We start from the raw sequence: 11,690 nt of genomic DNA on the forward strand, positions 1-11,690 counted from the left end.
GGGCGGTCGGCTACGCCCCGTCGGCGCGTCGCCTTGCCCCACAAGCGGAAGCCCGGCAGGCCACCGGCCTCCCGGTGAGGGCTCGGAAGGCGCCTGCCCTCCCCCGTCCTCCGGCCGGGGAGCCCCCCCACACTCCGGGTGAGGTTCAGCAAGCGCCGACCCACTCCTCCGTGCCGTCCGAGAAGGTCTGGTGCTTCCAGATGGGGACCTCGTGCTTGAGGTCGTCGATGAGCTTGCGGCAGGCCTCGAATGCCTCGCCGCGGTGGGGGCAGGAGACGGCGACGACGACCGCGACGTCGCCGACGCGCAGGTCGCCGACGCGGTGCACGGCGGCCAGGGCCCGCACCGGGTAGTTCGCGACGACCTTCTCGGCGACGCGGCGCAGCTCGGCCTCCGCGGTGGGGTGGCAGGAGTAGCCCAGGGCGTCGACGTCGGCGCCGCCGTCGTGGTTGCGCACGGTGCCGACGAAGAGCGTGGTGCCGCCGGAGGCGTCGTCGCCGACGGCCCGGAAGACCTCGTCGACGGAGAGCGGGGTGTCGCGGATCGCGAGCAGCTTGATCGGGTCGTCCGCTGCCTGCTCACCGGGGTGGTCGTGCGTCTGCGCCATGAGGCCATGGTGCCGCACGGCGCGGACATCCGGTAAGAGACCTTTCGACCTGTGGACGAGAGCCTCCCTAGGAGGGTCCTACAAGCCGCGCCGCTTGCGCATCTGGCGTACCAGCGCCGCGGTGCCCAGCAGGGCCACCGTCGCGCCCGCCGCGCCCGCCGCCGTCGCGTCCTTGCGGCCCAGCCGGCGGCCGGCCAGGGTGTGCCGGCCCTCGGCCTCCTCCAGGAGGGCGGTGAGGACCTCCTCGTTGGTCCACTTCGGCCGCCAGCCGGCGTCGTGCAGCCGCCCGACGCTCACCACCCAGGGGTGCATCGTGTAGGCGAGGTCCCCCGCCGGGGACGGCGTGAGGCCGATCCGGTGGAGGCGGGCCGCGGCGCCGAGGGCGACGGCGGAGGGAAGCTCCATGCGCCGGATGCCGGAGAGCTCCTCGACCTCCTCCTGCTCCAGCCAGCCGTCGCAGCCGACGGCGAACTCGCCCTCGACCTTCTCCAGTGCCGCGTACTCCAGGGCGCTCACCAGGTCCTCGACGTGGCAGAACTGCCAGGTCGGCCGGGAACCGGCGACGACGAGCAGCCGGGGCGACTCGAAGTAGCGGGTCAGCGCCGTGTCCGTGCCGCCGACGAGGACGGCCGGGCGGACGACGGTGACGTTGAGGCCGGGGTGGGCGCGGGGCGCGCGGCGGCCGAGCCGCTCGATCTCCAGCATGTCGCCGACGCCGGTGGCCTCGGCGGTGGCCTTGAGCTCGGCGTCCTCGGAGAGCGGGATGTCGTTGTCGGGCAGCGCGCCGTAGACCATCGCGGAGGTGCACAGCACCACCCGGCGGACCCCGGCGGCGGCGGCCGCGGTCAGCACCGTCTGCGTGCCGCGCACGTTGTAGGCCGTCCGGGCGGCGGGATCGGTCTCCAGGTCGAGGTCGACGGCGAGGTGCACGACGACGTCGGCGCCGCGCAGCTTCTCGGCGATGGCCGGATCGCGCACGTCGAGGATGTGCCACTGCGCCTCGGCGACCTCGCCCCGGCGCTCGTCGATCGCGACGACGCGCCTGACCTCGTCGGAGGCGGCGAGACGCCTGGTCAGCAGCTCTCCGACGCCGGCCGCGGCACCGGTGACCGCGACGACGGGGCCGCGCGCGGCGGACCGGGTTGAGGGGTTTCGCGCTCCGCGAACCTGAGGATCTGGGGAACTCACCGGGCGTCTCCAGCGGTTGTCTTCAGTACGTACGCCGCATGACGCGTACGGACCAGGTGGCGTCCATCCTGCCGCAGGGCACGGCCCGGCGGAGCACCGAGCCCATTTCCGGCCCGGATGTCTACGCTGGTGGTGTGCGGGTCTGTCTGACAGGCCTGGTCGGGCAGTCGCCGTCGGCAGGAGGCCGGCGGCCCTACGAGCCGAGGAAACCTGTGAGTGACACCCCATTCGGATTCGGCCTTCCGCCGGAGGAGCCGGAGAACGGCGACGAGGGCAAGAAGAAGGACCCCGCCGGAGGTGGGCAGGGGTCCGGCGGCCAGGGCGGCAACCCGTTCGGGGCGAACCCGTTCGGCTTCGGCGGCCTGCCGGGCATGGGCGGCCCGGGCGGGGCGGACAACCCGTTCGCCGCGATGTTCGGCTCGCTGAACCCCAACGACCTGGGGGCGGCCTTCCAGCAGCTCGGGCAGATGCTGAGCTACGAGGGCGGTCCCGTGAACTGGGACATGGCCAAGCAGATCGCGCGCCAGGTGGTCGCGCAGGGCACGGCCGACGGCACCAAGGACGCCAGCGTGGGTCCGGCCGAGAAGTCCGCGGTCCAGGAGGCCCTGCGCCTCGCCGACCTCTGGCTCGACCAGGTCACCTCGCTGCCCTCCGGCGCCGGTACGGCGGTGGCGTGGAGCCGCGCGGAGTGGGTCGAGGCGACCCTGCCCGCGTGGCAGCAGCTGGTGGACCCGGTCGCCGAGCGGGTCGGCTCGGCGATGGGCGACGTCCTGCCGCAGGAGATGCAGGCCATGGCGGGTCCGCTGATCGGCATGATGCGCTCGATGGGCGGCGCCATGTTCGGCCAGCAGATCGGTCAGGCCGTCGGCGCGCTCGCCGGCGAGGTCGTCGGTTCGACCGACGTCGGTCTGCCGCTCGGCCCGGCGGGGCGCGCGGCGCTGCTGCCGCTGAACATCGAGGCCTTCGGCAAGGACCTGGGCGTGCCCTCGGACGAGGTGCGGCTGTACCTGGCCCTGCGCGAAGCCGCCCACCAGCGTCTCTTCGCGCACGTGCCGTGGCTGCGGGCGCACCTGTTCGGTGCCGTCGAGGGGTACGCGCGCGGGATCAAGGTCGACACCTCGAAGCTGGAGGAGGCGGTCGGCCAGCTCGACCCGACCCACCCGGAGCAGCTGCAGGAGGCCCTCCAGCAGGGCATGTTCCAGCCGGAGGACACCCCGGAGCAGAAGGCGGCGCTGGCCCGTCTGGAGACCGCGCTCGCGCTGGTCGAGGGCTGGGTGGACGCGGTGGTCCACGAGGCCGCGAAGTCCCGTCTGACCTCGGCGGACGCGCTGCGCGAGACGCTGCGCCGGCGCCGGGCCTCGGGCGGTCCCGCCGAGCAGACCTTCGCGACGCTGATCGGTCTGGAGCTGCGGCCGCGGCGCCTGCGGGACGCGGCGCGCCTGTGGGCCTCGCTGACCGACGCGCGCGGGGTCGACGGCCGGGACGGCCTGTGGGAGCACCCGGACATGCTGCCGACGGCGACCGATCTGGACGACCCGGACGGCTTCGTGCACCGCGAGCACCTCGACTTCTCCGAGCTCGACAAGATGCTCGGCGAGGCGGCCAAGGGTGACGGCACCGAGGACGGGGACGCCGACAAGTGAGCCTGTACGACGACGCGGTCCTCGTCCTGAAGGGGTACGAGGACCAGCCCGAGCTGCGTGACGTCTATCTGGACCACCTGGAGCGGCACCCCGACGGCATGTACAAGCCGTGCGGGGCGGGGCACCTGACGTCCAGCGCGCTGGTGATCGACCCCTCGCGGGGGCGGGTGCTGCTGACCCTGCACAAGAAGCTGGGCATGTGGCTGCAGATGGGCGGTCACTGCGAGGAGGGCGACGCGACGCTGGAGGAGGCCGCGCTGCGCGAGGCGGCGGAGGAGTCCGGCATCGCCTCGGGTCTCACCCTGCTGCCGGGCGGTCCGGTGCGGCTGGACCGGCACGCGATCCCGGCGCCCTGCCACTGGCACCTGGACGTGCAGTACGCGGCGCTGGCGCCGGCGGACGCGGTGGCGGAGATCAGCGACGAGTCGCTGGACCTGCGCTGGTTCGCGTACGACGAGGTCGCGGGGGTCGCCGACACGTCGGTGGTCGCGCTGCTGGACGCCGTGCTGGCGCGGTCGGCGTAGGCGGGGAACGCGGGAGGGGGCGGTCGCCGCGGCGGCCGCCCCCTCCCCCTGTGCCCGTCCGCTCAGTTCCAGGCGTTGTTCTGGTTCTGGGCGTGGGCGCCGTGCTGTCCGGCACCGAACTGGGCGGCGATGCCCTGGCCGATGGCGGCGTGCTGCGGGGGCATGACCTCGCTGGGCTGGACCAGCGCGAAGCCCTGGCCGAGGAAGCTGAGCTCCCAGCCCTCGCCGGTGCTCCCGCGCCGGCGGCGGACGCTGGAGCTGGTCGTCTGCGCCTGCATCTGGACGCGCAGCCCGGTGGACCAGGCGACGATCGCGTCCGCGTCGACGCTGACGTACTTCTCGGGCGTGACCTGCATCATCAGCGGCTGGCCGGAGGTCATCAGGGCGACCTTGCCGCGGCCGGAGATGTTGAGCTGGTACTTGCCGGTGCCGGAGACGCCGTACTGGCTGTCGACGGCGATGACCTCGGTGTGGAGGGTCGAGTCGAGCGCCAGGACGTAGGAGCTGTCCACGGTGAGGCCCTCCTGCTCGACCTCGACGATGTGGACGTACTGGGCGAGGTTGGCGAAGTAGACCGTGCCCTGGCCGGAGCAGCGCATCAGGTCGAGGCCCTCGCCGGTGCGGGCCTGGGCCCGCCGCTGGCTCGGGGTCTTGTACTCGCCGTCGAAGTCGACGAGTCCCTGGTACGCGACCATGGCGCCCTTGCGGGCGAGGACGTCGTCCTGGCCGGTGAGGCTGACCCGCAGCAGCTGCGGGTTCTGGACGACGTACCGCTCCTGGCTCTGCTGCTCGGCGTGGTTGAAAAGCGGGCTCTGCATGGTGTGTTCTCGCTCCCCCTCAGCCCCGGACCCGCAGGCGGTCGGTGCTGTCCTCGCTCGGCTGTACGACGACGATGCCCTGGCCCGAGAAGGCCATCTGGAATGCCTCGCCGCTGCCCCGCCCGATGAGGGAGGACGCCTTGAAGCTGCGCTTGCCCTTGACCTTGAGCGTCGGCGACCAGGCGACGAGCGCGTCGGGGTCGACGTAGGTCTCGTCCTCGCCGCGGCCGCAGTCGACGACGATCGGCGTGCCGCGCGAGGTGAGCGCGACCCAGCCGGTGCCGGCGATCTCCACGTTGAACAGGCCCTGGCCGGCGAACTTGGCGAGCCCCTTGACCCGCTCGACGCCCCACTGGAGGTGGGCGTCGAAGGCGAGCAGGTTGGTGCCGTTGACGGAGATCGCGTCGTTCTGCAGGTTGATCACGACCACGTCGGCGCCGTAGTCGGCGAGGTAGAGCAGTCCGTCGCCGGAGCACTTCATGATCGGCGCGCCCTCGCCGGTGGCCCACTGCTGGGCGACCTGGCGGACGGCGGGCGGGTTGGGCTCGTAGGTGATGAAGCCCTCGTAGGCGACCATCGAGCCGGTCCGGGCGTACAGGTCCTGGCCGGAGGCCATGGCGACCCGCAGCATGGTGCGGCCGTGGTTCTCCATCCGGGCCGCGACGGGGGTCGGGGCGTAGCCCGCGAGTTGCTGGTTCATGACTTCGGGCTCCCTCAGACCTCGTAGGGCTGGACGACGATGAAGTTGCCGGGGGCGCCCCGGAACTGCAGGTTGACGGTCTCCCCGCTGTGGCCGGGGTAGGCGTTGCGGCGGAGCCGCACCTGGCTGGAGAGGATGACCTGGGACGCGGACGACCAGGCGACGACGGCCTGGCAGTCGGCGAAGGTGGTCGGCGTGACGGGCAGCACGACGGGGACGCCGTGGGTCTTCACGACGACCGTTCCGGTGCCCTGGAACTGCATGGTGAACAGGGCGCCGCCGGGGATGCCGTGGCCCTCGATGCGACGGACCTCGTACTGGAGGGACTCGTCGAACGCGAGCACGTTCTCCGCGGAGACGCAGATGCCGTCGCCCTGGAGCTCGATCGGGTGCAGGTGGGCACCCTCCTCGGCGAGGAAGACCTGGCCGCGGCCGGTGCAGCGCATCAGCTGCATCTCCTGGCCGGTGGCGTTGCCGACGATGCGGCCGGCGAAGCCCGCGCCCTTGTAACCGAAGTCGACCTTGCCCTGGTACATGACCATGGAGCCCTGGCGGGCGAGGACGGGCACGCCGCCCATGGCGAGGTCGACCCGCATGAGCTGCTGGTTCTGCGGCGCCCAGCGGGCGCCGGTGGCGGTCTCCTTGTACGGCGCGAGCGCCGAGGCGAGCCCGGCACCCGTCGCCGGGACGCCCTGGGGGACGCCTGCGGGCTGCTGGCCGTAGCCGGGAGGCTGCTGGCCGTACCCCGGGGGCTGCTGCCCGTACGGGGCGGGGGCGGGCTGGCCGTAGGGAGGCGTCTGCGGGGGCTGGCCCTGGCCGGGGTACGGGCCGGGGGCCTGTCCCGGGACCTGGCCGTACTGCGGCGGCTGCCCGTACTGCGGCTGCTGCGGCTGCCCGTAGGGGGCGGGGGCCGGCGCGGGCGGCGGGACGGGGGACGGCGCCAGCGGCGCGACCATCGTCGGCGCCGTGTGGACCGGCTGCCCGGGGGCGGGCGGCACGGGCGCCTGCGGCGCACCGAAGGCGGGTGCGGGGGCCGGTGCCTGCGCGGGCGCGCCGAACGCCGGCGGCGCCGCGGACTGCGGCGGCGGGGCGAACCCGGGGGCGGCGCCCTGGGGCTGCTGGGCCGCGGGCTCCTCCTCGGCGACCTCGCCGCCGAAGTTCCGCAGCAGCGCGTCCAGGCCGCCGTCGAAGCCCTGGCCGACGGCGGCGAACCGCCAGACGTCCTTGAGGTAGAAGTCGCCGAGCATCACCGCGCGCTCGGTGGAGAACTCCGCGCCGGTGAACGCGTACCGGGCGACCTCCTCGCCGCCGGCGACGATCCGCAGGTGGCCGGGGCCGACCTGGGACATCTGGCCGGCGCCGTCGATCGTCGCGGTGAACGACAGCTTGTGGATGTGCGCGGGGATGCGGTCGAGCGTGACGCGGAAGGACTCGGTGTCACCGGACTGCGCCCCGAGCAGCTGGACGGACTCCTCGGGCGTCTTCGGCTGGTTGAAGAAGACGAAGTAGCGGTCGTCCGAGAGCCGCTCGTCGGCGTCCAGGCCGAAGCAGCTGATGTCGAAGGTGAGTCCGGGTGCCGCGATCTGCACACCGACGTACAGATCGGTCCCCGCGGTCAGATCACTGATCTTGGCCTTGTGGCCGCGTTGGAATTCCCTGGCCATGCGTAACGACCGTCCCCCATCCCGAATGGCGAATGCTCGCGCCAGGCTAACGGCTGACCACGACATTGAGACAGGGCGGGTCGTTTTCGGTACGGAATCGGGAAACACGCTCACACGTGCGTACCGCCGTCGTCACTCCTCGCGTGCGGCGGGGAGGTGCGGCAGCCGCCCGGCCGCGGCGACGCCCTCCAGATAGCCGCGCGCCCGCTCGGTGCGGGGGTAGGACTCCAGGAGCCGCCAGAAGTCCGGGCCGTGGCCGGGGACGAGGAGATGGGCCAGCTCGTGCAGCAGGACGTAGTCGACGACGTACTCGGGCATGCCCTGGAGGCGGTGGGAGAGCCGGATGCTGCCCTCCGAGGGGGTGCAGGAGCCCCAGCGGGTGTTCTGGTTCGTGACCCAGCGGACGGAGCGCGGCCGGGCCCGGCCGCCGAAGTACTGCTCCGAGAGGTGCAGGGCGCGCTCGGTCAGCTCCTGGTCGCCGAGGACGCCGCGGCTCTCCTGGGCGGCCAGCTTGTCCAGCATCACGCCGACCCAGCGCCGCTCCTCGGCCTCCGACATCCGGGCCGGGATGAGCACGATCGTCCGGTCGCCCTCGCGGTACGCCGACACGGTCCTGCTCCGCCGGGCGCTTCTGCGCACCTCGACCGCGCTCGTCCCCGCACCGCGGGGCTGGTGGGTGGTCACGCTGCGCTGTGGGTCGCCGGGCACGGCCCCGACGTTACCCGCTGGGGGCGCTGTAAGTCCCGCCCCCGGAGTGGTTTCGGGGAGAGTTCCGACACCTTGGCGTCCCATTCGAATGACTAATCCCCCGGCCTGTGGACAACTTTCGGCGACCGTCACGGCGGCGGGGCATTCTCGCCTCGGGACGGCGAAAGCGCCGTTGTCGATCATGAAATGGGATCAGGGGCGGGGGCGGAAATGCATCCGATGGTGAAACCGGCGCTGCGGCGGGCCTGGCGGACCCTGCAGAGCGTGCAGTTCGGGGTCACCCCCGCCCACGCGGTGGTCCTCGGTCCCGTCGGCGCGGACTCGGGGGCGGTGCTCGGACTGCTCGACGGCACCCGCGGGACCGAGCGGCTGCGGACCGAGGCCCGGGCGCTCGGCCTGCCCGACGGGCACCTGGAGGCGCTCCTCGGCCGGCTGGAGGCGGCCGGGCTCCTCGCGGACGCCGGCACCGGGCGGCCCGGCCGGGCGGGCCCCGCCGCGGGCGCGGTGGACCATGCCCTCGACCCGCTCCGCGCCGACCTGGCCGCCCTGTCGGTGGTCCACCCCGGGCCCGGGCAGGCGGCCCGGGCCCTCGCGGCCCGGCGCGCGCACCGGGTCCAGGTCCGGGGCGCCGGGCGGGTGGGGGCGACGGTGGCGGCCCTGCTCGCCGCGGCCGGCGTGGGTGGGGTCGAGGTGCTGGACTCCGGCCGCGTCGAGCCCTGGGAGACGGCCCCCGGCGGCCTGCCCGCCGAGGCCGTGGGCGAGCGCCGCGCGACGGCCGCCCGCCGTCTGGTCGGGCGCTGGACGCGGCCCGCGGCCCGCACCGCTCCGCCGGGGGCGCGGGGCGGTGTCGGGGGTGACGGGGGCCGGAGCGGTGGCCTTTCACTCGTGGTGGTGACCCCGCGGGACGGGCTGGGGGCGTACGTCCCCGATCCCCTGCCGGCCGAACCGTGGATCGCCACCGGCACCCCCCATCTGTACGCGGGGGTCCTGGAGGCGACGGGGGTCGTGGGGCCGCTCGTGCTGCCGGGCGGCACGGCCTGCGCACGGTGTCTCCAGGAGGGGCGGACCGACCGGGAGCCGGTCTGGCCCCGGCTGCTCGCCCAGTGGCGCTCCGGCGCCCCGCACGCGCTGCCCGCCTGCGACCTGGGCCTGGCGACAGCGGTGGCGGGGCTGGCCGCGGCGCACGCCCTGGCCTTCCTTGACGGCGGTCTCCCCGCGAGCACGGACACCCGCTGGGAGGTGTCCGCGCCGTCGCTGGAGTGGCGGGCGGAGCGGCTGGAACCCCATCCGGCCTGCCCCTGCGGGGCGGCGGGAGGAGCGGAGGGGGAGCGCGCCTCGGCGGGCGCGGGGACGCACGACACAATGGCGGGGTAACGGCCCTGCGCGGCACGGCAGTCTGGGTTTTGGAGGGGCGTATGTCTGATCTTCCCCGGAAGGCGGTCACCCGGACCGCCAAGTTGGCCGCGTTGCCCTTGGGCTTCGCGGGCCGGGCCACCTGGGGTCTGGGCAAGCGGATCGGCGGGAGATCGGCGGAGCTCGTCGCCCGCGAGCTCCAGCAGCGCACGGCCGAGCAGCTGTTCAAGGTGCTCGGCGAGCTGAAGGGCGGGGCGATGAAGTTCGGGCAGGCGCTGTCCGTCTTCGAGTCGGCCCTCCCCGAGGAGGTCGCCGGACCGTACCGGGCGGCGCTGACCAAGCTCCAGGACGCGGCGCCGCCGATGCCGACCCGCACGGTGCACACCGTCCTGGAGGAGCGGCTCGGCGCCGAGTGGCGCGAGCTGTTCCTGGAGTTCGAGGACAAGCCGGCGGCGGCCGCCTCGATCGGCCAGGTGCACCGGGCCGTCTGGCACGACGGCCGCGAGGTCGCGGTGAAGGTCCAGTACCCGGGGGCCGGGGAGGCCCTGCTCTCCGACCTGGCGCAGCTGAGCCGCTTCGCCCGGCTCCTCGGTCCGCTGATCCCTGGGATGGACATCAAGCCGCTGATCAGCGAGATGCGGGACCGGGTCGCCGAGGAGCTGGACTACGGCCTGGAGGCGGAGGCCCAGCAGAGGCACGCGGAGGAGTTCGCGGACGATCCGGGCGTCGTGGTGCCGGCGGTGGTGCACCGGGCGGAGCAGGTCCTCGTCACCGAGTGGATGGACGGCGTCCCGCTGGCGGAGGTGATCGCGGACGGCACGGAGGCCCAGCGGGACCGGGCGGGCCAGCTGCTGGCCCGCTTCCTCTTCTCCGGCCCCGCCCGCACCGGCCTGCTGCACGCCGACCCGCACCCGGGGAACTTCCGGCTGCTGCCCGGCGCCGACGAGGACGGCGGGCCGGAGAGCTGGCGGCTCGGGGTCCTCGACTTCGGCACCGTGGACCGGCTGCCGGGAGGGCTGCCGGAGACGATCGGCACCTGTCTGCGGACGACGCTCGCCGGCGACGCCGAGACGGTCTACCGGCTGTTGCGCGGGGAGGGCTTCGTCAAGGAGTCCGTGGTCCTCGACCCGGACGCGGTCCTGGAGTACCTGCTGCCGATCATCGAACCGGCCGAGGTGGAGTCCTTCCGGTTCAGCCGGGGCTGGATGCGCGCGCAGGCGGCCCGGATCGCCGACCCCCGCTCCCCCGCCCACCAGTTGGGCAAGCAGCTGAACCTGCCCCCCTCCTACCTGCTGATACACCGGGTGACGCTCAGCACCATCGGTGTGCTCTGCCAGCTCCACGCGACCGTCCGGCTGCGCGAGGAACTGGAGGAGTGGCTGCCCGGCTTCGGCGAACCCGAGGCCGGCCCCGAACCCGATCGCGAAGCAGACGCCGGCCCCGCCCCCGACCCCAGCCTCGGCCCCGAAGCCGGCCCCGAGCCGTCCTAGGCGGAGTCGGCCGGCTTGTGCCAGACGAGGCTGTACCGCCAGAAGAGGCGGCGGCGCAGCCGGGCGCCGGGGAGGACCCGCCGGGCGGCGAGGGTGATCTCGGCGAGGCTCTCCTCGGCCTCCCGGGTCGCGGCGGTCATCGCGAGTGGCCGGGGCGCCGGACGGCCCCGGCTCCGGAACACTCCGGTGGCCGCGTTCAGCGGGACCGAGAGAAGGCCGAGGAGGTGGTCGGCGGCGGTGGCGGGGCGGGCGAGGCCCAGGACGACCAGGGTGCCGCCGGGGGCCGACCGGTCCCGGAGCCGCTCCAGGGCGGGGACGAGCGGCAGGTGGTGGAGGGTCGCGACGCAGGTGACCGCCGCGTAGGCGCCGTCGTCCCCGCTGTCGGCGAGGGCGTCCTCGACGGCGAAGGTCACCGGGGAGGCCGGGTCGGTCAGCTCGCGGGCACGGGCGACGATCGCGGGGTCGGCATCGACGGCCCGCACGGTGCGGGCGCGGCGGGCGAGGAGCCGGGCCAGGTCACCCGTTCCGCAGCCGACGTCGAGGGCCCGCTCGGGGCGGGCGGGCAGCTGCCGCAGGATCCACCGGTGGTAGTGGGCGTTGTGGTCCCACGGGTGGGCGGCGTTGAGGCGTTCGAGTGCGCGCAGGACGCCGTCCGTCAGGGTGGCCATCCCGCGAGTGGACCACACGGGCCGCGCGGGTCACCACCAGGAGGAGTCGAGACGGCCCTCGATGGCGCGGATGTTGTCCCGGGCGCACTCCTCGCAGAAGTACGTCCGCCGGCCGTTCTCCACCGAACAGGTCCAGGTCAGCGGCAGGGTGTCGGCGGTCTTGCCACAGCGCGCACAGGCGAGGCGCTCCTCGGGGGTACGGGCGTCGTTCACCCTGGTGACGATAGCCCCGGCGGGGCACCGCCGCCCGGACAACGCACCGGGGGGGGGGGGGGGGGGTGGGGGGGGGAGGGGGGGGGGGGGAGGGGGGGGGGGGGGGGGGCTGTT

At 74.2% G+C, this 11,690-nt stretch carries 12 protein-coding genes; 4 read left to right on the top strand and 8 right to left on the bottom strand.

Annotated features, from left to right (window positions below; genetic code table 11):
- Nucleotides 1–145: 145 nt before the first annotated feature.
- On the bottom strand, nucleotides 146–607 hold the full coding sequence (locus tag ACZ60W_RS10915; protein WP_469755016.1) for a molybdenum cofactor biosynthesis protein MoaE: 462 nt from the start codon (nucleotides 605–607) through the stop codon (nucleotides 146–148).
- 78 nt (nucleotides 608–685) lie between these two features.
- Nucleotides 686–1,795 (bottom strand): SDR family oxidoreductase, encoded by a 1,110-nt coding sequence (locus tag ACZ60W_RS10920; RefSeq protein ID WP_469755017.1) that lies wholly within the window; start codon nucleotides 1,793–1,795, stop codon nucleotides 686–688.
- A 212-nt stretch (nucleotides 1,796–2,007) separates the two neighbouring features.
- Here ACZ60W_RS10920 and ACZ60W_RS10925 point away from each other — a divergent pair, with 212 nt between their 5' ends.
- The gene (locus ACZ60W_RS10925; protein WP_469755018.1) at nucleotides 2,008–3,438 is read left to right on the top strand and encodes a zinc-dependent metalloprotease; all 1,431 of its coding nucleotides are present in this window, start codon (nucleotides 2,008–2,010) and stop codon (nucleotides 3,436–3,438) included.
- Nucleotides 3,435–3,962 carry an NUDIX hydrolase gene (locus ACZ60W_RS10930; RefSeq protein WP_469755019.1) on the top strand — a complete coding sequence of 176 codons (528 nt, stop codon included), beginning with the start codon at nucleotides 3,435–3,437 and terminating at the stop codon, nucleotides 3,960–3,962. Before ACZ60W_RS10925 ends, ACZ60W_RS10930 begins: the two co-directional genes overlap by 4 nt.
- A 62-nt stretch (nucleotides 3,963–4,024) precedes the next feature.
- Here ACZ60W_RS10930 and ACZ60W_RS10935 read toward each other — a convergent pair whose 3' ends face one another.
- From ACZ60W_RS10935 to ACZ60W_RS10950, 4 genes are all read right to left on the bottom strand, one after another.
- A complete protein-coding gene (locus ACZ60W_RS10935; RefSeq protein WP_469755020.1) occupies nucleotides 4,025–4,780 on the bottom strand; it encodes an AIM24 family protein in 756 nt (251 codons plus the stop codon).
- Nucleotides 4,781–4,799: 19 nt separating this feature from the next.
- Nucleotides 4,800–5,480, bottom strand: a complete 681-nt coding sequence (locus tag ACZ60W_RS10940) for an AIM24 family protein (protein ID WP_469755021.1) — start codon at nucleotides 5,478–5,480, stop codon at nucleotides 4,800–4,802.
- 14 nt (nucleotides 5,481–5,494) lie between these two features.
- A complete protein-coding gene (locus ACZ60W_RS10945; RefSeq protein ID WP_469755022.1) occupies nucleotides 5,495–7,144 on the bottom strand; it encodes a TerD family protein in 1,650 nt (549 codons plus the stop codon).
- Between the two features lie 132 nt (nucleotides 7,145–7,276).
- Complete coding sequence (locus ACZ60W_RS10950) at nucleotides 7,277–7,852, bottom strand: M48 metallopeptidase family protein (RefSeq protein ID WP_469755023.1); 576 nt, start codon at nucleotides 7,850–7,852, stop codon at nucleotides 7,277–7,279.
- Between the two features lie 210 nt (nucleotides 7,853–8,062).
- Here ACZ60W_RS10950 and ACZ60W_RS10955 point away from each other — a divergent pair, with 210 nt between their 5' ends.
- Both ACZ60W_RS10955 and ACZ60W_RS10960 read left to right on the top strand, forming a co-directional pair.
- Nucleotides 8,063–9,226, top strand: a complete 1,164-nt coding sequence (locus ACZ60W_RS10955; RefSeq protein WP_469755024.1) for a TOMM precursor leader peptide-binding protein — start codon at nucleotides 8,063–8,065, stop codon at nucleotides 9,224–9,226.
- Between the two features lie 41 nt (nucleotides 9,227–9,267).
- Nucleotides 9,268–10,695, top strand: a complete 1,428-nt coding sequence (locus ACZ60W_RS10960) for an ABC1 kinase family protein (protein WP_469755025.1) — start codon at nucleotides 9,268–9,270, stop codon at nucleotides 10,693–10,695.
- Here ACZ60W_RS10960 and ACZ60W_RS10965 read toward each other — a convergent pair.
- Nucleotides 10,692–11,363, bottom strand: coding sequence for a class I SAM-dependent methyltransferase (locus tag ACZ60W_RS10965; RefSeq protein ID WP_469755026.1), 672 nt, complete (start codon nucleotides 11,361–11,363; stop codon nucleotides 10,692–10,694). The genes ACZ60W_RS10960 and ACZ60W_RS10965 overlap by 4 nt on opposite strands.
- 30 nt (nucleotides 11,364–11,393) lie before the next feature.
- Nucleotides 11,394–11,576, bottom strand: a complete 183-nt coding sequence (locus ACZ60W_RS10970; protein ID WP_469755027.1) for a hypothetical protein — start codon at nucleotides 11,574–11,576, stop codon at nucleotides 11,394–11,396.
- Between the last annotated feature and the right edge of the window lie 114 nt (nucleotides 11,577–11,690).

Source organism: Streptomyces sp. NPDC104202 (assembly GCF_055584185.1).